Source organism: Sphingobacterium sp. UBA6645, assembly GCF_002455685.1.
Classification (GTDB): Bacteria; Bacteroidota; Bacteroidia; order Sphingobacteriales; family Sphingobacteriaceae; genus Sphingobacterium; species Sphingobacterium hotanense.
Window position 1 is genome coordinate 1 of sequence record NZ_DKLH01000016.1, and the last position, 22702, is coordinate 22702.

The 22702-nt window shown below is 42.5% G+C and carries 19 protein-coding genes and 2 tRNA genes; 11 read left to right on the forward strand and 10 right to left on the reverse strand.

Features of this window, described 5'->3' with window-relative positions:
- Positions 1–47 precede the first annotated feature (47 nt).
- Positions 48–1970 carry an acetate--CoA ligase gene (acs, locus tag B2400_RS02665; protein ID WP_149527145.1) on the reverse strand — a complete coding sequence of 641 codons (1923 nt, stop codon included), beginning with the start codon at positions 1968–1970 and terminating at the stop codon, positions 48–50.
- Between the two features lie 139 nt (positions 1971–2109).
- Between acs and B2400_RS02670 the strand changes: the two genes are divergently transcribed.
- Entirely contained in the window at positions 2110–3024 is a 915-nt protein-coding gene (locus tag B2400_RS02670) for a hypothetical protein (RefSeq protein WP_293930611.1), read from the forward strand.
- A 104-nt stretch (positions 3025–3128) separates the two neighbouring features.
- On the opposite strand, the gene B2400_RS02675 is transcribed toward B2400_RS02670, so the two are convergent.
- The 3 genes from B2400_RS02675 to rsmA are packed head-to-tail and all read right to left on the reverse strand — an operon-like array spanning position 3129 to position 6006.
- Positions 3129–4055, reverse strand: a complete 927-nt coding sequence (locus B2400_RS02675) for an NAD(P)-dependent oxidoreductase (protein ID WP_260040584.1) — start codon at positions 4053–4055, stop codon at positions 3129–3131.
- Between the two features lie 6 nt (positions 4056–4061).
- Positions 4062–5225 carry an FAD-dependent monooxygenase gene (locus tag B2400_RS02680; RefSeq protein WP_293930612.1) on the reverse strand — a complete coding sequence of 388 codons (1164 nt, stop codon included), beginning with the start codon at positions 5223–5225 and terminating at the stop codon, positions 4062–4064.
- 1 nt (position 5226) lies between these two features.
- A complete protein-coding gene (gene rsmA / locus B2400_RS02685; RefSeq protein ID WP_149527138.1) occupies positions 5227–6006 on the reverse strand; it encodes a 16S rRNA (adenine(1518)-N(6)/adenine(1519)-N(6))-dimethyltransferase RsmA in 780 nt (259 codons plus the stop codon).
- 133 nt (positions 6007–6139) lie between these two features.
- Here rsmA and pdxA point away from each other — a divergent pair, with 133 nt between their 5' ends.
- From pdxA to B2400_RS02710, 5 genes are all read left to right on the forward strand, one after another.
- Entirely contained in the window at positions 6140–7195 is a 1056-nt protein-coding gene (gene pdxA / locus B2400_RS02690) for a 4-hydroxythreonine-4-phosphate dehydrogenase PdxA (RefSeq protein ID WP_149527137.1), read from the forward strand.
- Positions 7196–7266: 71 nt separating this feature from the next.
- On the forward strand, positions 7267–8679 hold the full coding sequence (locus tag B2400_RS02695; RefSeq protein WP_293930613.1) for a CCA tRNA nucleotidyltransferase: 1413 nt from the start codon (positions 7267–7269) through the stop codon (positions 8677–8679).
- Between the two features lie 61 nt (positions 8680–8740).
- Positions 8741–9325: an IS1096 element passenger TnpR family protein gene (locus B2400_RS02700; protein WP_293930615.1), complete on the forward strand. Its 585-nt coding sequence runs from the start codon at positions 8741–8743 to the stop codon at positions 9323–9325.
- Between the two features lie 156 nt (positions 9326–9481).
- Complete coding sequence (gene miaA, locus B2400_RS02705) at positions 9482–10393, forward strand: tRNA (adenosine(37)-N6)-dimethylallyltransferase MiaA (RefSeq protein ID WP_293930617.1); 912 nt, start codon at positions 9482–9484, stop codon at positions 10391–10393.
- Between the two features lie 236 nt (positions 10394–10629).
- Positions 10630–11346: a sugar-binding domain-containing protein gene (locus B2400_RS02710; protein ID WP_293930619.1), complete on the forward strand. Its 717-nt coding sequence runs from the start codon at positions 10630–10632 to the stop codon at positions 11344–11346.
- Between the two features lie 110 nt (positions 11347–11456).
- Here the strand turns inward: B2400_RS02710 and B2400_RS02715 are convergent, their stop codons facing one another.
- The 5 genes from B2400_RS02715 to recJ form a co-directional block, all read right to left on the reverse strand.
- Positions 11457–12173, reverse strand: coding sequence for a TonB-dependent receptor plug domain-containing protein (locus tag B2400_RS02715; RefSeq protein WP_293930621.1), 717 nt, complete (start codon positions 12171–12173; stop codon positions 11457–11459).
- 427 nt (positions 12174–12600) lie between these two features.
- The gene (locus tag B2400_RS02720) at positions 12601–13671 is read right to left on the reverse strand and encodes a branched-chain amino acid aminotransferase (RefSeq protein WP_293930623.1); all 1071 of its coding nucleotides are present in this window, start codon (positions 13669–13671) and stop codon (positions 12601–12603) included.
- 968 nt (positions 13672–14639) lie between these two features.
- Entirely contained in the window at positions 14640–16151 is a 1512-nt protein-coding gene (locus B2400_RS02725) for a GH3 auxin-responsive promoter family protein (RefSeq protein ID WP_260040572.1), read from the reverse strand.
- Positions 16152–16172: 21 nt separating this feature from the next.
- Positions 16173–16907, reverse strand: coding sequence for an LPS export ABC transporter ATP-binding protein (lptB, locus tag B2400_RS02730; RefSeq protein WP_149527126.1), 735 nt, complete (start codon positions 16905–16907; stop codon positions 16173–16175).
- 29 nt (positions 16908–16936) lie between these two features.
- Positions 16937–18637 (reverse strand): single-stranded-DNA-specific exonuclease RecJ, encoded by a 1701-nt coding sequence (gene recJ, locus B2400_RS02735; RefSeq protein WP_293930627.1) that lies wholly within the window; start codon positions 18635–18637, stop codon positions 16937–16939.
- A gap of 115 nt (positions 18638–18752) precedes the next feature.
- Between recJ and B2400_RS02740 the strand changes: the two genes are divergently transcribed.
- From B2400_RS02740 to B2400_RS02750, 3 genes are all read left to right on the forward strand, one after another.
- Positions 18753–19535 carry an MBL fold metallo-hydrolase gene (locus B2400_RS02740; protein WP_149527124.1) on the forward strand — a complete coding sequence of 261 codons (783 nt, stop codon included), beginning with the start codon at positions 18753–18755 and terminating at the stop codon, positions 19533–19535.
- A 71-nt stretch (positions 19536–19606) separates the two neighbouring features.
- On the forward strand, positions 19607–20086 hold the full coding sequence (locus tag B2400_RS02745) for a cation:proton antiporter regulatory subunit (RefSeq protein WP_293930630.1): 480 nt from the start codon (positions 19607–19609) through the stop codon (positions 20084–20086).
- Between the two features lie 9 nt (positions 20087–20095).
- A complete protein-coding gene (locus tag B2400_RS02750; protein ID WP_286651068.1) occupies positions 20096–21397 on the forward strand; it encodes a cation:proton antiporter in 1302 nt (433 codons plus the stop codon).
- Between the two features lie 38 nt (positions 21398–21435).
- On the opposite strand, the gene era is transcribed toward B2400_RS02750, so the two are convergent.
- Positions 21436–22314, reverse strand: a complete 879-nt coding sequence (era, locus tag B2400_RS02755) for a GTPase Era (protein WP_149527121.1) — start codon at positions 22312–22314, stop codon at positions 21436–21438.
- 113 nt (positions 22315–22427) lie between these two features.
- On the opposite strand from era, the gene B2400_RS02760 reads away from it, so the two are divergent.
- Positions 22428–22500: transfer RNA gene (locus B2400_RS02760), tRNA-Met, on the forward strand.
- A 49-nt stretch (positions 22501–22549) separates the two neighbouring features.
- Positions 22550–22622: transfer RNA gene (locus B2400_RS02765), tRNA-Met, on the forward strand.
- Positions 22623–22702 lie beyond the last annotated feature (80 nt).

Below are 22702 nucleotides of genomic sequence, written 5' to 3' on the forward strand. Positions count from 1 at the left end.
GAGACCTTTTTAGACAGCCTCCTGCTGTATCTCTTCGTAGTTTTTACTTACGATTGCGATCTGAATTCTTCTGCTCCTTTGATAATCGCGTCCACTACGGTTGGATCTTGTAGGGTCGATGTATCTCCGAGGTTGTTCAATTCGCCTTCGGCGATTTTTCTAAGGATTCGGCGCATAATCTTACCGGATCTTGTTTTTGGTAAGTCTTGCACGAATTGGATGATATCTGGTTTTGCGATCGCTCCGATAATACGTTGAACGGTCTGTAAGATATCTTGACGTGTTTTTTCGGCGTCGATATGGTGGTTCGCGATGACGTAAGCGTAGATGCCTTGTCCTTTAACAGGGTGCGGGTAGCCTACGATTGCTGATTCTACTACGTCGGCGTGCATGTTGATGGCGTTTTCAACTTCTGCAGTACCAATACGGTGTCCTGATACGTTCAATACATCATCCACACGGCCGGTAATGCGGTAATAACCTTCCGGGCTGCGGTAACAGCCATCCCCGGTGAAGTACATATTCTCGTAGGTTGAGAAATAAGTCTGTTTACAACGCTCGTGGTCTCCCCAAGTGGTGCGTAGCATACCTGGCCATGGGAACTTGATACATAAGTTACCCGACACATCATTGCCTTGAATTTCTTCACCGTTTTCATCCATCAAGGTAGGTTGTACTCCCGGCAATGGCAACATTGCATAACCTGGAATTTCAGGGGTAATACCTGCGATAGGAGTGATCAAGTGACCGCCATTCTCCGTTTGCCACCAAGTATCGGCAATCGGACATTTACCTTTGCCGACTTTATTATGATACCATTCCCACGCTTCTTGGTTGATAGGCTCACCAACGGATCCTAAGACACGCAGCGAAGAAAGGTCTTTATTTTCTACATACTCGTCACCAAATGCCATTAACGAACGTAGGGCAGTTGGTGCGGTATAAATAATATTTACTTTATGCTTATCGACGATATCCCAGTAGCGACCAGCGTCAGGGAAGGTCGGAATACCTTCAAACATTAATGAAGTTGCTCCTTGTGATAATGGACCGTAGACAATGTAGCTATGACCGGTGATCCATCCGATATCTGCTGTACAGAAATAAACTTCGCCCGGTTGGTACTGGAATGTATTAGCAAAAGTATAGCCGGTATAGACCATATATCCTGCAGTCGTATGCACCACACCTTTTGGTTTTCCGGTCGATCCAGATGTGTAAAGAATGAACAATACATCCTCTGCATCCATTTCTTCTGCCGGACAAGCAGGATTGCCTTGCGTTTCTACTTTTTTGATTTCATCTTCCCACCATACATCACGTCCTTTAATCATGGAGATAGGCGTGCGTGAGCGAGTCAATACGATTACTTTTTCTACAGACTTGCATTGCATCAATGCGTCATCTACGATAGTTTTCAGTTCCAACACTTTCTTGCCACGGAAACCGCCATCTGCAGTGATCACCAATTTACATTCCGCGTCGTTGATACGGTCGGCGATTGACTGTGCGGAGAATCCACCGAATACCACCGAATGGATGGCGCCGATACGTGCACAAGCAAGGACAGCAATAACAAGCTCAGGAACCATCGGTAAGTAGATACATACACGATCACCTTTGCGGATGTTGTTGTTCTTCAGTACATTCGCAAACTGCTCTACCTTCTGTAGCAATTGCTTGTAAGATAATATACGGTGTGCTTCGTTCGGGTCGTTAGGTTCCCAAATAATAGCAGGCTTATCGCCGTTCAAATAGATATGACGATCTAAACAGTTCTCGGTGATGTTTAATTTTCCACCTTCGAACCATTTGATCTTTGGCTCATTGAAATTCCAGTCAAGAACATTCGTCCATTTTCTCTTCCAAAAGAAATTGTCGGCAATCTCTGCCCAGAATGCTTCAGGTTGTTCTACACTCTTCTTATAGGCATCTTGATACGCCTCAAAAGATTTAATTTGAAAACTCATTTTTAATAAAAAAATATTATAGGTCTACATTATCTTTATAGAAGGTTTTATTATTTTCGGTCAAATTGTTATTAAAAACGAAAAAATAATACCTCTTTAGCACTAATCTAGCGATTTTTGTGAAGATTTGCTAATTTTTGTGTTCGCGAATCAAAGCAGCATTGTCAATTGTTTGCAAGAAAGAGCATTGAAATACATCCGAGCGACATATCATTTTTTCGTCCACAGCAATCTTTTGATTGCCCTTGCTGCGGTGGCTCAATGCGCGCTGACGTATTACGTGCTGGACTTCGATATTAACCCGGCTATTCTATGGATAGAAGGAACCACTACACTCTTGCTCTATAACCTGAGTTTATATCTTTCGAAACCGGCGAACCCTCAGCAATCGCCATATCTAAGAACACGATGGGTATTTAAGTATGAGTGGTTATTGTGGTTGAATAGTATATTGGCTGTTCTCTTACTTATTTATGCTCTTTTTCAAATCCATCCTTATACCTTTTATTACTTAGCCTTTGTCGGCCTGGTCAGTATGGCTTATGCAGTTCCGTTTCTTCGGATCAATGGACAGCGGCGCGGCCTGCGTTCGGTACCAGGGCTCAAGCTCTTCTACATTGCATTGGTGTGGTCGCTCAGTAGTGTCGGCTTGCCCGTCGTCGAGCTTTACGTAGAAGGAGCGACCATCGATTGGTTTATGGCGAATTATTTGGGCTTGGTGAAAATACTGTTCCTACTGATCTGCACCCTGCCATTTGATATTCGCGATATGGAGCAGGATACCCATTATAATCTAAAGACAGTGCCTACGATGTTAGGAGAGCCCGCGGCCATTAATCTAGCCTATATTCTTGGGATTGCACACTTATTTTTGATCGCTTTTTCGCCCTATAGCATCCCGGTAAAAGCAGGAATGTTACTTACCACGCTGCTGATATTGGTGCTAATGAAATCTGTTATTTTTACAAGTAAACGCAACTATCATACGGTCTACTTATTGGATTTAGCACTTATTGTGCAATGGTTTTTGGTTTTTCTGTTTCGCCTGTCCTAGCTTTTAATTGTAAAAATTGTTTGATGTTGTAGGAATTTTTGTAATACAAAAATACTCCTTTTCAAATGAGTGGAGATTAAATCTTTTAATTATTATAGGATCGCTTACTTTTTGATGTAAGCGATCATTTTTTCTGCCAAGACGCTTGATAGCTTGTAATAGCTTTCGAATGTCCAGCCTGCGACATGCGGACTTAACAATACATTGTCTCGGCTGATAAGATCTTTATACCAAGCTTGTTCGGCAAGAGAGGGGAATTTTTCAATCGGCAATACGTCGAATGCAGCTCCTAATATTTTGCCTTGATCTAAATATTTCAATACCGCCGGTATCTGTGCTATGCCACCACGTGCTCCCATGAGGAAGAAGATTGGCTTACGGAAATGGAACAAGTATTCCTCGTCAACCATGCCTTTTGTTTCTCTTGTTAAGGGGATGTGGAAGCTCAGGACATCGGCCAATTTAACCACTTCCTCCATAGAGACCTCGCGGGCATACTGGTCGGAGAAGCCCGTTTTGTATTTATCGTAGGCAATGACATTGACTTCAAAGCCGGATAGTTTCTTTGCCATGGCCTGTCCGTTATGGCCGTATCCTATGATCGCGACTGTACGTCCTTTGAGTTCATATCCACGATTTTCTTCACGCAACCATTTTTCCGAACGAACTTCCTGGTCGCCACGGCGGAAGTTATTCATTAATGATAGTAACATACCGATCATGTGCTCACCTACAGCATCCTTATTGCCGTCGTTGGCACTGAACAAAGCGATGCCTTTGCTGCCGGCATATGCTTCGTCGATATTATCCATCCCGGCTCCGGCGCGGCCAATAAGCTTGAGCCTGCTGCCTAGGTCGATAAAATCAGCGTCTACCTGAAACTTTGAGCGGATGACTAATCCCTCGTATTCGGGAATCAGTTGCTCGGCTTCTTCGCGGGTAATATCAGGTTGATAGTTATAAGGAATCTTTGCTTGGTCTAATTTTTCTAAGAAGACTTCATGAAGGTCATCGACGATTAGAATATTCATTTGTAATTAGGTGTTAAGAGTCATGAAATCTTGTTTAAAAAGCTTCTCTAGGGCTTTTTGATTTGCTTTGGCGGGCAGCATTTTCATCATCGTGTTTCGGACACTGATCATGATCGGATTTTCCCACTGCGACACCTGTCCGATCATCTTGGAGGTGTCGGTAATATATTTCGTTCGTGCCAGCCTTCTGTGTTCAAAGGACTTGAAGGCCGCAACAACATCGGTTTTCTTTTTCAATTCGTCTTGTAGCACAACGACATCCTCTAAGGCTTGGCAGGCGCCTTGTCCCATGTTTGGGGTCGTGGCGTGTCCAGCATCGCCTATCAGCAAGATATGGCCATAGGCGAGGTTTTTCAGCGGAGCTATATCGATGATGTCGCTCCATATGAGGTCTTCATCGCGTGTATTTGCAAGGAGGGTTGGAATAGGATGGTGGTACTCTGCAAATTGCCTTTGCAGATCCGCCACGCGGTATTTGCTAAATTCAGGATGATTGCGCGGCCCATTGATACATGCATACCAATAGATGCGGTTATTTACGAGCGGTGTCATCCCGAATCTACCGTCTTTCCCCCACGTCTCCGTGCCTAAGCTCAGCTGGATTTCACTGTTGTCGATCGTTGCACGCCAGCAACTGTACCCGGCATATCGAGGGGTAGAAGAAGGGACTAGCTGTTGACGAAGTGGCGACTTCACGCCATCGGCAATGATAAGGTATTTGCATTCGTGCTTGCTGCCGTCGGCAAAGGATAATAGGATACTATCGGATTTTTGTTCTAGCTCGATGGCTTGCTTCCCGAGCTGCAAACGTTCGGGTTGCAGTTTGCTCATTAGAAAGAAATGAAGATCGGCTCGATGTATGGCGAAGTTCTGCTGTTTATACTTATCAGAAAGCGTGCTGGTATTGGGATTGACGAGGATAACTCCGTGTTGATCTAAAATGGCAAAGGACCCGAGGTAATAGCCTATTTTCTCTACTTCGGGGCGTAGGCCTAATATTTCCAAGGCTCGCATGGCGTTGGCGGCTAATCCGAAGCCGGCACCTATTCCCTTTACTTCTTTGGTTTGTTCCAAAAGGCTGAAGTCGCGCCCCAGTTGTTCGAGTGCAATACCAGCGGTTAAGCCGGCGACTCCTCCTCCTACGATCGCAAACTCACTTTTTGTTATCATATCATTTGGTATTCGAGATCTCGTTTGTTAGCAACTCAAAATCAGCAACGCTTAGTCGCTCCGCACGAAGCTCATATAGTGGATTATCGCTCATTTTGTCTTTCGGTACAACAGCGGATAGGGCATTCCTCAAGGTTTTGCGACGCTGGTTAAAGCCTGCTTTTACGACACGCCAGAATAGCTTCTCATCGCAGTCCAAGGTTTCGCGATTGTTTCTAACCATGCGCATAACACCCGATAGTACTTTAGGCGGCGGATTAAAAGCGCCAGCTTTGACCGTGAAGAGGTAGGAGACATCGTAATACGCTTGCAGGAATACGGAAAGTATACCGTATTCTTTGTTGCCCGGCTTTGCTACGCAACGTTCGGCGACTTCTTTTTGAAACATACCGACCATCTCGACAACGCGATTGCGTTCTTCCAATATCTTGAATAAGATCTGTGAAGAGATATTGTAAGGGAAGTTTCCAATAACCGCCATCTTTTCATCGAAATACTTGCTGAAATCTAGTTCCAGGAAGTCCCCATGGATCAATCGCTCGCCTAGTTGCGGGTATTTATCGGCAAGGAATTCGATGGATTCATCATCGACATCGATTAAGAAAGTTTCGTATTGCTCGTTCTGCAGCAAGAAATCGGATAGTACGCCCATTCCTGGTCCTACTTCCAACACCTGTTTAAAGCCTAAACTCGGTGTTAGAGCATCCACAATGCGTTGGGCTGCATTCTTATCATTTAGAAAGTGTTGACCTAGGTGTTTCTTTGCGCGTACTGAACTCATACTGTAAATTTATCAACAAAGATACTATTTTATGTCGGCTACTGTGTTAGGTTACAAATAAGTATTTAAATAGGATTAGAAACTGCTCTTTTAGGTTTTTTTGTTATTTTTGACATACTAAAGAGCTATTACGATGAGTGAAAAGTTAAAAATTGGTATTTCAATAGGTGATATTAATGGGATTGGTTTAGAGGTGATTATTAAGTCTTTGCTGGATAATCGCATTCTGGACTTCTTTACGCCGATTGTTTATGGAAATACGAAAGTTGCTTCTTTTCACCGTAAAGCAATCGGAGTGAACGACTTTAGCTTTAATGTCATTAACTCTGCGGATCAGGCGAATGCTAAGCGTCCGAATATGATCAACTGTTGGCAAGAGGATGTGAAGATCACCTTAGGCGAACAGAATGAGATCGGCGGTAAATACGCGTTCCTTTCCTTGCAAAGAGCGACGGAGGATTTAAAGGCGGGCTTGATCGATGCTTTAGTAACAGCTCCTATCAATAAGCATAATATTCAGCAAGAAGGTTTCAATTTTCCAGGGCATACCGAGTATCTGCAGGCCGCGTTTGAGGCCAAGGATGTTTTGATGTTTATGGTGAGTGAAGATCTTCGCGTAGGTGTGGTGACCGGGCATATTCCAGTCAAGGATGTTGCTGCCGCAATTACTGTAGACAGCATCTTGCATAAGCTACGCATGATGAATGATAGTTTAAAAGCAGACTTCTGGATTCAGAAACCGAAGATTGCAGTTCTAGGCCTGAACCCACATGCTGGAGATGACGGACTGATCGGAACGGAAGACCTGGAGATCATCCGACCTGCTATTGAAAAAGCGAATGAAGAAGGTATTTTCTGCTTTGGACCTTATCCGGCAGATGGCTTCTTTGCGGCAGATGCTTATACGAAGTTTGATGCGGTATTAGCGATGTACCATGACCAAGGTCTTATTCCATTTAAGCATATCGCTTCCAGAACGGGAATTAACTTTACAGCTGGATTGCCAGTCGTTCGTACCTCTCCGGATCACGGAACAGGTTATGATATTGCTGGACAGAATCTTGCGTCGCATACTTCTTTTGTTGAAGCGATGTTTGAAGCTGTACATATCGTTAATCGCCGTAGAGAACAGGCTGTATTAACGGAGAATCCACTTTCTTTCCGTCGATTATCGAAAGATAGAGATTAAGAGATCGTTGTTTCCTGCTTATCGCAATAAGCATTTTCTTTTATTTTTCCTTACTTTTGCACTTTGTTGCTATGAGTGAAGATTTAACACATCCCATATTTCCCATTATCAAAGATTTTGCCGAGGAGCTACATGTTGCTTGCTATGTCATTGGTGGCTATGTGCGGGATAGATTGATGGGGCGTCCCTTCAAAGATGATGTCGATATATTGGTGCTGGGGAGTGGTATTGAGTTTGCTACGGCCCTGGGCGAGAGACTGCATACGAAGGTGGCAGTTTTTAAATCCTTTGGCACGGCTATGTTGATGTATCAAGGCCTTCAGGTGGAATTCGTGGGAGCTCGTAAAGAGTCGTACCGATCGGAATCCAGAAAGCCTATTGTGGAGGATGGTACCTTGGCCGATGACCAGAATCGTCGCGACTTCACCATCAATGCGATGGCTTTCTCCTTGAATGAGGCTAGCTATGGCGAACTCGTTGATCCTTTCCAAGGACAAGAAGATATTGCGAACCGCATTATCCGCACGCCATTAGAACCCGGGATTACCTTCTCAGATGATCCTTTAAGGATGATGCGTGCGATCCGCTTTGCGACTCAATTGAACTTTAAGATTGACGCTGTTGCCTTGAATGCTATTCATGAGCAAGTGGAACGCATTAAGATCATCTCTAAAGAACGTATTGCCGACGAGCTAAATAAAATTATCCTTTCAGACAAACCATCTATTGGCTTTAAGTATTTATTTGATACCGGTTTGCTGGAGCATATATTTCCTGCGATGCAGCAATTGCATGGCGTTGAATACATTGATGGCAAGGGACATAAGGACAATTTCTATCATACCTTAGAAGTGCTGGACAATGTAGCAGAGCTGTCAAACGACTTGTGGCTTCGCTGGGCGGCTATTATGCATGACATTGCTAAACCTGCTACAAAGCGTTTTGACAAGAAAAGCGGATGGACCTTCCATGGACATGAAGACAAGGGTGCGAAGATGGTACCTAAGCTTTTCGCCGAGTTGAAGCTTCCGTTGAACGAGAAGATGAAGTTTGTTCAGAAGTTAGTGCTGCTTCATTTACGTCCTATTGTATTAGCAAAGGATATCGTAACGGATTCAGCCGTTAGAAGACTTTTGTTTGAGGCGGGCGATGATATCGATGCGCTGATGATGCTTTGCCATGCGGATGTAACGACGAAGAACGAGTTCAAGAAGAAGAAGTATAGGGAGAACTTCAAACTGGTGAAGCAAAAGTTAAAAGATGTGGAGGAGCGAGATCATCTACGTAATTGGCAGCCACCAGTCGATGGCGACGACATCATGAAGACCTTTAATATCGGGCCAGGCAGACATGTCGGTATGATTAAAAATGCCATCCGTGAAGCCATCCTTGAAGGTGAGATCTCAAATACGAGAGACGCTGCTTTTGCGTTTATGATTGAGAAGGGCGTAAGCTTAGGGCTACAGCAAGTAGAAAAAGCGTAAAAGCAAAAAAATTATTAACTTTAGCGGTTGAATTTAAACCACAGACAACTTTATATAAGAAATGGCAATTTATAGATTTAGAGTAACCTTTGAGGATTATGAGGATGTATATAGGGAGATAGATATGCCTTCGAAGAGCACATTCCTAGAATTACATCAGGCAATACATACCGCTACAGGTTACGACGTAGAGCGTTCATCTTCATTCTATGTGAGTAATGATCAATGGAAAAAAGGAACGGAAATCGCTTATCAACCGAATGACCGTAAGAAAGCCGCCGGCGTATTGGAGATGGAACTTATCAAAATGAGCAAGTTCATCGACGATCCGCATCAGAAATTCTATTATATCTATAATTTTGACCGCCCTTACGATTTCCATGTGGAACTAATCAAAATCCTGAAAGAGGAAGACGGTAAAACCTATCCGGCAATCTTTAAATCTGTTGGTGAAGTTCCTAAGAACATAACTGCTGCGAATTTCCCTGTAGCAGGTGCTGACGACGATGATGATGACGATTATGTAGATGAATCCGGTGAAGAATATGGTGTAGATGAGGAGGATGACTACGATATGTTCGATGATGAAGAAGAGGGTGGAGAGGAAGACGGACAAAGCGAAAAAGGCATGAGCGACGATTATTAGTCGATAATAAAATAAAGATCTACTTGAGGAACTAGCGACTTTAATCTTTAGCTGCTAGTTCCTTATTTTTTCTAATAGTGTTTGTATTCCATGCCATCAAGAACTTTCGTTCCTGTGGATGTTGAAGTAGAAACATATATATACCCCCATTAAAGCATGGAGTTTCCTAAATCCCTGATTGTTGTTGTTGGTCCTACGGCTGTTGGTAAAACAGCAATGGCTATTGCTTTAGCAAAGCATTATCAAACATCCATTATTTCAGCTGATTCAAGACAATTCTATTCAGAGATGAGTATCGGCACAGCCAAGCCTTCCGCTCAAGAACTTCATGAGGCACCACATTATTTTATCAATTCGCGTTCTATCTCGGATGATTACTCGGCGGGCGACTTCGAAAGAGAAGCGCTTATGCAGGTGGACAAGCTCTTCCTGCATACGGATAAAGTTGTCGTAGTCGGAGGCTCAGGCTTATTTGTCAGAGCATTATGCGAAGGATTGGATGATCTTCCTAAAGCTCCGGACGAGATCAGGGAAGCTTTGAATGCTGCTTTAGAGCAGGATGGCCTACCTGCACTGCAAGATCGCCTGCGTGCAATAGATCCAGATAACTATGATCAAATGGATCATGATAATCCGCAACGTGTCGTTCGTGCCTTAGAAGTCTATGAGGCTACGGGAAAACCAATTTCCTATTATCAGAAAAATCAAAAGAGCAAACGCGATTTCAATATTATAACTGTGGGATTAAACACCGACAGAGCATTGCTGTACGACAGGATCAACAAACGTGTAGATCTGATGATGCAAGAAGGATTATTAGAAGAGGTGAAGAACCTTATTCCTTATCGTAATAAACCCGCTCTGCTCACGGTTGGATATGCTGAGCTCTTTGATTATTTGGATGGCAAAATCACCTTAGAGCAAGCCGTCGATAGTATTAAGCAAAACTCTCGACGCTATGCCAAGCGACAGATAACCTGGTTCAAAAAATATGGCGACACTACTTGGTTTGAACCCCATCAACGGGAAGATATTATCCAATTTATTGATAGCAAAACGAACAGATAAGTCTTAGGAGAATCTCCCAATTGACAGCATCCAGTCTCATCATTCTTTGTTGAATTCCGCCCAACGCCTATTTTCAAACAATCAAAAGAACTAAACTTCGCTTGTCTATTGTTAAAATTCTTTACACGATAGTATAAAACGTTAAGTGAAAAACGATTTCGTAGATTGTGCAATCGATTGAATTCCTTTAGGCTCAATTAAATGTTTATTTTAGAAGATTATAACCCAAATAATCTATGAACAAATTTACTAGCCTGTTTGCGGTAGCAGCTGCACTCTTACTAGGTAATCAATGTATCGCCCAATCTCGTGTAGTACAGTCGTTTAACGACGATTGGAAGTTCTATAAAGCAAATAACTCAACATTCTTTACTGATTTTGAGAATGGTCAGAAATACTTCGAAAGTCAGAGCCAATGGACGAAGCTTGAGGTTTGGGAGGACGTGACGCTTCCCCATACCTACAACCGTACGGATATGCAAACCGACCGAAACTTCTTTGAAGGCAAAGCAGTCTATACCAAAACCTTTTCAGTTGATCCTGCATCCAAAGATAAACGCACGTTCATTAAGTTCGAAGGCGTTGGAGCGATCGCTAAATTATATATCAACGATAATTTTATTGGAGAACATAAAGGTGGATACAGCATGTTCACTTACGAGATCACTAATTCGGTGAACTATGATAAACCTAATACCATCACTGTTATTGCAGATAACGGCTCTCGCAAAGATATCATTCCGATCAATCAGTTCTTATTTCCGGTATATGGTGGGATTTACATGCCGGTGCATTTAATCACGACGAATAAGACCAGTTTTTTAGTTACAGACCGTGCAGCTCCAGGCATACAGATTCGCCAGCAGAATGTGTCTGCAAAGAATGCTGATATCGAAGTTTCCGCAAACTGGAGACCAAAGAGAAGACAGCACAACAGGTGGAGCTATGGGTAGAAATCAGAGATTATGATGGCAAGCTCGTTCAGACCGAAAAGCAGCCCGTGAAGATCAGCCCTCAGGGAGTTACCTGTGTGAAGCAAGCGGTAAAAATGAAATCCCCACGATTATGGGATGGTATCCGCGATAGCACTTGCGGAAGCATCTTTGATGAACGACATGTCTCTGATATCATTCGGATTCAGCTGATTCAAAGCAGCAGTCGTATTTTCAACACCGTCAATAATGACTAAAGGGTCACCATTAACCGTTTCGAATTCTTTTGTGTTTGCATTATAAGCCATCGACGTTCCACCACGTAAGTTAAAACCTGGCGTCGTATTTGGCGCTCCATTTCCGAAGCTGATGTTTAAGTTGGGAACTAAGCCCTGTAAGGCTTGACCAATATTGGCAACCGGACGGTTCTCGAAAGCCTCTTTACCAACATGCGCAATCGCACCGGTTAGATTTACTTTCTTCTGCGTCCCGAAACCCACGACTACAACTTCCTCAATCTGATCTTCTGCTGCCTGTAAGCTAATGGATGAAGCTTCCATCGCTGGAACCTCTTTTTGTCCAAAACCAATCGAGCTAACGACTAGAATAGAACTGTGTGATGACACTTGAAGCGTAAATGTACCATCTTCCGCACTTTGTGTTGACTGATTCGTGTTTTTCTCGCGGATTGTGGCTCCTGAAATAGGAGTGCCCTGTTCGTCGACAATCTTACCCTTGACCTCTTCTTGGAAGCGACCCAGGTAGGAATCATTTAAAAACAGCGGCGATTCCGCGATTGGACTATGACCGATCGTTTTTGTTTCGGCATAGGAGGGAAGGGAACTCAAAAATGCTAGGCTATAACATGGGGTATCCACTTCATCCTGGAATTTGTAAAGAAAATTCGCATGATTCGATGTATTAATATTTATGATAGATGTACCTATTGGTTATCGATGCGAATGTGATGAAAAAAGCGTCAGGTTGCATGTAGAAATGCAACGCAATCGTTTGAGTAATCTACGAAAACGATGTAATTTTATATACTATGAGGAATTTGTCAAGAAACTATCGGTTTAAAATTGTAACTAGTGATACGTTGGTCCAAGAGGCAATTTTTGGATGCGTGCAATGCTTTTCGGATCGGTTTTAAAGTTGTATGTTACTGATTTTAAGCAAATTAGAATTTGATTAGGCAAGTTCAATAAAAATAACAAAGGGGCTTTTTTTCAAGAAAAAAGCCCCTTTGTTAAAATTCTTTATGACTATGGTAAATTACTTTACAATTAAGTTCCAGCCATGGGTATCTTCCCTCTTTCCGTAGCGTAAATCGTTCAAGTAAAAAAGTACTTTTAACGAGAACTCTCTACCTTCAACAGGAGGAAGCGTATAGTCCTGTCCTTCAAATCCTATACGGTCAATATGTGTAATCGTAGCGGCAGTTCCTGCTGCGAAAGCTTCCGTTACTGTTCCTGCTTTGATACCGTCAATTAACTCTTGAACAGATACTTTGCGTTGTTCAGCTTTGTAGCCCCACTCTTCTGCCAATTCCATGATCGTACGACGCGTAACACCATGTAAGATCGTGTCACCATGTGGCGTAATAATCGTATCACCAATACGGAAGATTAAGTTTGCCGTACCTGCCTCCTCAATGTATTTATGTTCGTTGGCATCAGTCCACATAATTTGGTCATAGCCTTCGTTGTTTGCCAATTGCGTTGGGTATAAAGATAGCGCATAGTTACCTGCGTTTTTCGAGAAACCGACACCACCTTCGGCAGCACGTGTATAATGTGTCTCCACTTTCAGACTGATTGGTTTGCTATAGTAAGCACCAACCGGACAAGTGATGATAATAAACTTATAAGAGATTGATGGGTGTACGCCTAAGGCTGCTTCTGTCGCAAACATAAACGGACGGATATATAAGGCAGTACCTTCGATAGATGGGATCCATTCACGGTCAACATCCAATAACTTCGTCAAACCATCCATGAAGATCTCTTCCGGAACTTCCGGCATCTGTAAACGAGCTGCTGATTTGTTAAAACGCTCCCAGTTTTTATCCGGACGGAAGATACTAACCGTACCATCTGCAAATTTGTAACCTTTAATTCCCTCAAAAATTGCCTGTCCATAATGTAGTGCAGACATCGAAGGGCTCAATGTCAAATCGCCGTAAGGGACGATAGCTACGTCTGTCCATTGTCCGTTCTCATAATTAGCGACCAGCATATGGTCCGACATGATCTGTCCAAATTTTAAGTTGTTGAAATCTACTTGCGAGAGTCTTGATGTTTTTGTTGGCTCTACGCGAATTGAGATTTGTTCTGTCGCGCTCATATCAATTGATTGTTTTTATGCCCGCAAGTTAGCAAAAAAATAAAACCTAAGCTTTATAACCCGCTAAAATTTATTAGCATCAAGACCTTCAAAACATAGCTATTGTTAACGTAATATTATGTGTTTCAACATATAATATTATGCTTTATATCTCTTTTTTTACAATCTGTATGTTTTCCTATGCAATACTGTCTACTGTTTGCTATAGTGAAAAAATCGGGATATCAGTTAATACCATTGTTGGCAAGGATTCTAGTTCTCGGTATTGTTATTGTATATAGGTCAATGAATTTGTGGCAAGCTGTCTACAGATTCTTAATTTAAATATTGAAGCAAGTCGTAGAAGTTTATTGATGATGTGGTTGACTTTGAAGGAATCAAATAGCCTAATGCTTTATTCCGATTCAGATTAGCGTACTACAACTTGTCAATCAGTTTTTAAGTCAACCAAAGAAATAACTTATGGAAAGAGAATTAGTAAATATCAATACGCCAGAGACCAAAGAAGTCGGCGTTTTTAAGTTCATCATCGGTTTTATCGTATTCTTGTATAAAACTGCTATCCGCCCATAAGGGTCACATTCCTCAAAAAGGCTTTTCCAAATTGACGTTCTCCGAGTGTCAAATCCAGAATATTATGACTTATTGAGCATTTCTAAATGCCCTTTGTCATCCTGCTTATACCTCAATATTTTTGATTTACAATAGCGCAGTCTTCCTGTATGCAAGGGAGTATAGCTATCGTTCGTGGGTCTATCTATAGTGAAAGCAGTCTTGTTCTGCTTAAACCCCTTTCAAACCCCTTTCAAAGCCCTTTCAAACCCAATGTAAAACCCAATCAGAGCCGCTCGGAATGGGCTATGATTGGTTTATGAAATGTCTATGATTTAAGTTTGACTGCACGCAGGTATATACCACAACCTTGTCTGTATAGCCGATTAGAAATAACATTAAAATAGAAGTGTATATTAAGAAAGGAGCTTTAAGATTGGGTCCAAGTATTCTCTACTGTTTGCCAAGCGCGGAACCTTGTTCTGTCCACCTAATTTCCCTCTAGATTTCATCCATTGATAGAAGGTGTCTGCTGGAGCATTGTGTATAATCGGTGCAGAGAGCGCCATATTTTTATAGCGTTTTGCATCGTAGTCAGAATTGATTTCGCGAAGTGTTTGGTCTAGTATTTCGCAAAATCTGTTGAAGTCTTGTGGTTGTTTATCGAATTCGATAACCCATTCATGGGCCCCGGCGCCTTTGTCTTTAAAATAGACTGGCCCGGCAGTGTAGTCTTTGATGCTTGCTTCGGTTGCTTTACAGGCCGCTTCCAATGCATGATCGGCATTATCGACAATAACTTCCTCGCCAAAGGTATTGATATATTGTTTTGTACGTCCAGAGATCTGGAAACGGTATGGCGATAGGGAAGTGAACTTAATCGTGTCTCCGATTTTGTAGCGCCATAACCCTGCATTGGTGGTAATGATTAAGGCATAGTTCTTTCCAATTTCGACTTCATGCAGACCCAAGGTTTTTGGATGCTCTTCCTGAAGGTTCTCCATCGGTAGAAATTCATAGTAGATTCCATAGTCCAGCATCAGCAGTAGATCATCCGAGTCGGAGCGATCCTGTAGTCCAAAATAGCCTTCTGAAGCATTGTAATTCTCCAGATAGTACATGTTGTCCGTTGGAATTAGTTTTTTGAATTGTTCACGGTATGGTTTAAAGCTAACGCCGCCATGGCTATAGAATTCTAGGTTAGGCCAAACTTCCAAGAGGTTGTCCTTGCCTGTTATTTCTAATATTCGATTGGCCATGACCATGTTCCAGGTCGGAACACCAGCGAGGCTCGTTACGTTTTCTTTTAAAGTGATCTGGCAAATCTGCTCGATCTTTTCCTCGAAATTAGGGTTCAAGGTTACCTCAATATTAGGCGTTCTTTTGAACTCTGCCCAAAAGGGAAGGTTACGAATCAGGATGGACGATAAATCGCCGTAATAGGAGTCAGGGCTGAAGTTGTTGATCTGCGATGAACCGCCGATCACGACTGATTTCCCTGTGAATACTTTATTTTCGGGCTTATTGTGGCAGTAGATGGAAAGCATGTCTTTACCGCCCTGGTAGTGGCATTCTTCGAGGGCTTCGATACTAACGGGAATAAACTTGCTACGGTCGGCTGTTGTGCCCGAGGATTTTGCAAACCATTTGATATCCGATGGCCAGAGAATGTTTTGTTCGCCTTTGATCATCCGATCGATATAGCCCTTTAAGCTATCATAATCTTGGATGGGTACTCTTTCTTTATATTGCTCGGGAGTCAGTATGCTATTGTAGTCATATTTTTTGCCCCATTCGGTTGCTTCAGCTGCAGATATAAGACTTTGGAACCACTCTTCTTGTACGTCGTGTGGATACTTCATGAAAAGGTCGATTTGGTGCATTCGCTTTTTCATGATCCACGTAAAGAGAGAATTTAGTAAGGCCATATGATATGTAAAAACCTAAATTTAAAACTTTTTACGTCTTAATTCAAAATGTCGACCTAGATAAAACTTACGTGCAAGCTCATTATTGGCAATTTCCTCTGGCGTTCCAGTCAGCATGATCTTTCCTTCAGTCAACAAGTATGCACGATCGGTAATGGATAAAGTTTCCTGTACGTTGTGGTCGGTGATTAGGATTCCGATGTTGCGCGTTTTAAGTTTGGCAACGATGGTTTGGATCTCCTCTACCGCAATAGGGTCTACCCCGGCAAAGGGTTCATCTAAAAGAATAAAGTGTGGGTTTGCAGCGAGCGCACGAGCAATTTCTGTACGGCGTCTTTCACCTCCGGACAATAAATCGCCTCGGTTCTTGCGAACGCGGTGCAAACTAAATTCCGTTAATAGCTCTTCCAATTTTTCTTTACGTTCTGCTTTATTCGGGTAATGGATTTCAAGAACCGAAAGAATATTATTTTCTACGGATAGCTTCCTAAAAACAGAGGCTTCCTGTGCAAGATAACCGATTCCGCGTTGTGCGCGACGATACATGGGATCTGCCGTAATTTCCAGATCATCTAAATAGACGTTGCCTTCATTAGGCTTAATCAATCCTACGATCATATAGAAAGAGGTCGTTTTACCGGCACCATTCGGGCCGAGCAATCCTACAATCTCTCCTTGTTCCACATGAAATGATACGTCGTTAACAACAGTACGTTGTTTATATTTCTTGATTAGATGTTCTGCTTTAAGAATCATGGGCTTAACCTTTCCTTGCAAAGATATTTTTAAAATCGAATTGCTTTAATATTTAATTGCAAATTCTTCTTGCCGCGCCAGTTATTTTCCTCTATGCTATAGCATATATCGAATCGCTTTCCTTCGTTGATCGCATTGACATGATCGCCGAGTCCGAATCCTATACACTCGAAAGCATAGGAATCTTCCTGCTTCACGCTGAATTTAAGATGCGTAGAACCGACGATATAAGCCGTTCCTGCCGCCGTTACGCGTTTAGTCATGAAAATTGGCGCTTCATTTTGCGGGCCAAAGGGCTCAAACTGTTTTAATATACGGTAGAATTTACTGTCGATGTCTATGAGGTTGATGTCTTTTTCTATCAAAACCTCCTGTTGCAACATCTCCGGTTTGATTGTTTTGCTGACAACCTCTTCAAAACGCTCCTGGAAGAGGGCGACGTTACTATGTTGCATGGTGAGGCCGGCAGCATATTTATGCCCACCATATTGGTCCAATAGATCGCTGCATTCGCTCAAGGCTTCGTATAAGTCAAAACCTATTACTGAACGTGCCGATCCGGCAATATGTCCGTTGGTTTCCGTCAGGATAATCGTGGGACGGTAGTAGCGTTCCGTCAGGCGCGACGCGACAATGCCGATTACGCCTTTATGCCAATCGGATTTATACAGTACGGTTGTTTTCTTGCTGTGCTGCAATACATCATTATCCAACAGGGATAAGGCTTCTTCCGTAATGCGCAGGTCGAAATCCTTACGGACATTATTTTGATCGTCTATATTGACAGAAAACTCCTTGGCATCGGACAGGGATTTGGCGATCAATAGCTGTACCGCGTCTTTAGCGTGGTCAATTCGTCCGGCCGCGTTGATGCGAGGGCCGATCTGAAAAACGATATCATTTACGGAGAACTGTCCGGTTTTGTGCGATGATAGGTTGATTAATGCTTGAAGTCCGCAGCTTGCATTGCCGTTGAGCTTAATTAAACCAAAGTGTGCAAGAATGCGGTTTTCACCCGTGATAGGAACAATATCAGAAGCGATACTGACCGCTACTAGATCCAAATATTGATAAGCAAGCTCCATATCCATGCTATTCTGCTTGATAAAGGCTTGTATAATCTTGAATCCAATACCGCAGCCTGAAAGTTCTTTGTAGGGATATGGACAATCGGAACGCTTCGGGTCAAGAACTGCGACTGCATCCGGGAGTTCATCACCCGGTAGGTGATGGTCGCCGATGATAAAGTCGATATTCTTGGAATTTGCATAAGCAATCTTATCGTTGGCCTTGATACCGCAGTCTAATGCAATGATTAGTGAGAATCCGTTCTCGTGGGCATAATCGATTCCGGCTGTAGAAATTCCGTAACCTTCTTTGTAACGGTCGGGGATATAATACTCGATTCTAGAATGGAAATCGCGGAAAAAACTATAGACTACCGCAACGGCTGTTGTACCGTCCACGTCATAGTCACCGTAAATCAAGATCTTTTCGTTATTGCCGATTGCTTTTTCGATTCGAGCAATGGCAACATCCATTCCTTTCATCAGAAATGGATCGTGCAGATAGTCTAAAGAAGGTCTAAAAAAAATGCGTGCCTGCTCAAAAGTTTCAACGTCGCGATTTAATAATAACTCTGCAATAATACTATTGACGCCCAACTCATCCCTCAGTTTATTAATCTTCCCGACATCTTTTTTTGGTTTCAGCACCCACCTTTTTTGCATATCTTTGCATTAATTTTAACGTGTAAATATACATTTTATAGCGCTACTAACCTAATTGGAGCGGGGCTATATATGGGCACACTTACTTAACTCGCAAGTAAACAAATAAATAGATATGGTTAGAGCATATTCCCTTTACGAGGGCTCTTATTCTGTAGATAAATCCAAGAAATTCATTCCGTTTGATCCGAAAAAAGATGATCCGAAGGATCGTCCGGGCTCTTTGTTTATCCATGTTCATCCCTTTTTGGTAGAGACAAAGGGAGGTTTGGTTTTGTTAGATACGGGGCTGGGCCGTCGCACGGAGGACGATGAATTGATGATTCATGCGAACATTAAAAAGTTGGGATTTGATATTGAGGATGTACGTTATGTATTGATGTCGCACCTGCATAAGGATCATGCCAATGGGATGGTTGATTTTAAAGACGGTTCTAAGCGTGTCGCTTTCCCGAATGCCGAATATGTGATTCAAGAGCAGGAGTGGGAAGCCGCTTTCAGCACCGAGTCACCTTCTTACCGTACCGATGTTTTTGAAGTGTTACAGCGTAGCGGAAACTTATTGTTTGTCAATGGTGATGGTCGCTTGAACGATGAGATCCGTTATGAACTGTCGGGTGGTCACTCGGAGTTTCACCAAGTGTTTCACATCGGAACTGCTGATGAGCACTTTTTCTTCGGTGGGGATGAATTGCCGGAGCCTGAGGAGATTTTCCGTAATTTTATTGCGAAGTATGACTACGATGGTCGTCGTGCGAAGCAACTACGGGAAGAATACTGGGCTGCTGGAGCACCAGAAGGCTGGGTTTTCATGTTCTACCACTCGAAAAGCATTGCGATCGGTCGCCCGGAGCAACGCGAAGATGGTACTTACAAGATCGTCGATGCCACGAAATAAAAGGAGAATCCTTATATTTGGTAGAGCCGAGTTTTAATATTCTTAAGTTTTATTTTAAATAGAAAGTTAACATGTCGATAGTTAGAGAAAGTGATCTAATAGGCATTGGGAAAAAATATCAAATTGAAACCGAAGCTGGTGACAATATGGTTGTTGTTATTCATGACGATGGTCGTCGCGAGTTATACCGCCACGAAGATGAAGACAACGAAACCCATTGTGTAATGACTTTGTCCGATGAAGAATCTAGACAGGTAGCCGGTATTTTAGGCGGCTTGTCCTACAAACCGAAAGCGCTAGAAACCATTGAAGTTGCTTTAGACGATTTACGTATTGAATGGTATAAAGTAGGGTCATCGAATGATGGAGTCAACAAGAGCATCGGAGAGCTGGAAGTTAGACAGCGTACCGGAGCATCAATCATCGCCGCTATTCGCGAGGATGAAACCATTATTAACCCAGGTCCAGACTATGTTATCCAACCTGGAGCGACACTAGTAATCGCTGGTAAGCTAAAAAATATCAAACTTTTAAAAGAAATCCTTCTGTAATATTCGCCTATGCCTAATACTATTATTATTGAAATTGGAATTGCCGTTCTACTGGTAGCCTTGGTTGGCTTGCTTGCCAACAGACTTCGTTTTTCAGTTATTCCCTTTTTTATCGTAATAGGTATGGTTCTGGGCAATGAATCCTACCCGGGGTTTGTTGCTGATGGGCTAGCGAGCATTGGAAACGAGGGATTTACCCAAGCTGTCAACTCCGTATGGAAGTTCTTTACTTTTACCGAAAGTAAGCCCTTCATCGACTTTATGGGTAGGCTAGGGGTCTTGTTCTTGCTGTTTTACTTAGGCTTGGAGTTTTCGGTTGGCCGATTGATCAAGTCTGGGAAATCCATCGTTGCGGGGGGAAGCTTTTATGTAGCCTTAAACTTTGTATCGGGCCTTTTGGTAGGCTGGATGATGGATCTGCCTTTTAAAGAGACCATGGTGCTATGTGGTATCATGACCAGTTCTTCTACCGCTATCGTGGCGAAGGTATTGACGGATCTGAAACGTACCGCCAATCCGGAAACGGAAGTGATCATGGGGATGATCATGTTCGACGATTTATTCATCGCGATGCATATCTCGTTCCTATCTGGTTTGATCCTCACGGGAAGTAGCTCATTTTGGGCAGTCGCGGGTACCTCATTGTTGGCGCTAGGTTTTATACTGACCTTCCTCATTCTGGGTCGAAAACTGATTCCTTTTATTGATAAGATACTACAGGAGAAGTCTTCCGAGCTATTCATTCTGATTATTTTCAGTTTGCTATTTACTATTGCAGGCTTTTCGGAGACTATCCACGTCGCTGAAGCTATTGGGGCTTTAATGGCGGGATTGGTATTTGCAGACTCCAAGTATCTAAAAAAGATTGAGGGAATGGTTTTGCCATTTAAGGATTTCTTTGGGGCCATGTTCTTCTTTAGTTTCGGGCTTTCTATTGATATGTATTCCCTAGGCGGAGCAGTAGGCTGGGCAGCCTTTGCAGCCTTGATTACGATTATCGGTAATGTGGCGTCGGGTTATTTTGCGACAAGGTTCTCGAACTTAAAGCCGAAGAATTCGGTGGATATTGGATTTACCCTTTCGGCACGAGGTGAGTTTTCCATTATTATGGCAAACATCGGTAAGGCAGGCAAGCTGTTGCCGGTTATACAATCCTTCGTCGTAGTCTATGTATTGATCTTATCGATCGTTTCGCCGCTTCTAACGAAAGAATCCAGAAATATATGGAATAAGCTGTCGGGACAAAAAGAAGCTCCTAAGCGGGCTAAGAAAAAGCTTAGCGACTTAGAAGCTGCTGTTCAGGAACCATAGGTTCTATGTTTAGTTTAAGTTCGCGTATTGCGAATAACTTAATCGTCGTATCCGAAACGTTTTAAGTAGTTTTTCTTACTTCGCCAATCTGGTAACACTTTGACGAACATTTCTAAGAATACTTTTCCGCCGATAAATTCTTCAATATCCTGGCGGGCATAAGTTCCTACCTTTTTGATCATCGCTCCGGCTTTACCGATAATAATGTTTTTCTGAGAATCGCGCTCTACAATAATCTCTGCTGCAATGCGCGTAATCTTTGGCTCTTCCTTAAAGGAAGTGATAATGACCTCTGTACTATATGGAATTTCTTTGTCGTATAATTTGAATACTTTCTCACGAATGATCTCCGATACGAAGAAGCGCATAGATTTGTCGGTCAACTCATCTTTTTCGTAATAAGCCGCATGCTCCGGTAATTTCTCTTTGATGTATGCCATAACGGATTCTACGTTATAACCTAATAAAGCGGAAATTGGGAAGATAACATCGGGATTGATTTTCTCTTTCCAGAATTCGATCTTCGCTTTTACTTCTTCTTCTGAAGATTTATCCACTTTGTTGATGACAACTGCAACCGGCGAGCTGGTATTACGAAGTTTTTCTAAAACGTCGTTTTCATCGTATTTCTCATTGATGTCTGTAACAAATAAAAGAATGTCGGCGTCAATAATGGATCCCATAACGAAATTCATCATCGATTCTTGTAAGGAATAGTTCGGTTTGATAACACCCGGAGTATCTGAAAAGACGATTTGATGGTCTTCATCATTGACAATTCCGATAATTCGGTGTCTGGTAGTTTGTGCCTTCGGCGTGATGATTGACATCTTTTCTCCCACTAACGCGTTCATTAGGGTAGATTTACCCGCGTTAGGTTTTCCTATTATACTTACGAATCCAGCTTTATGCGACATTATTTTCTTTTTTATTTGTTTTACAAAGAAACAAATAATATCTTTGTGCTCCAATTCGGAGATAATATAATCTGCATCTACGACGCAACGAGGTCAGATTTCATAAAATATATTGCGGGGTGGAGCAGTTGGTAGCTCGTCGGGCTCATAACCCGAAGGTCATCAGTTCGAGTCTGGTCCCCGCTACTAAACGGATTAAGCGCGAGGCTTAATCCAAAGACATTCAAAAATATATTGCGGGGTGGAGCAGTTGGTAGCTCGTCGGGCTCATAACCCGAAGGTCATCAGTTCGAGTCTGGTCCCCGCTACTATTTAAGGTTTCAATCGAAAGATTGGAACCTTTTTTTGTGTCTAGATATTAGATATAAGATTTTAGATAATAGAGTAT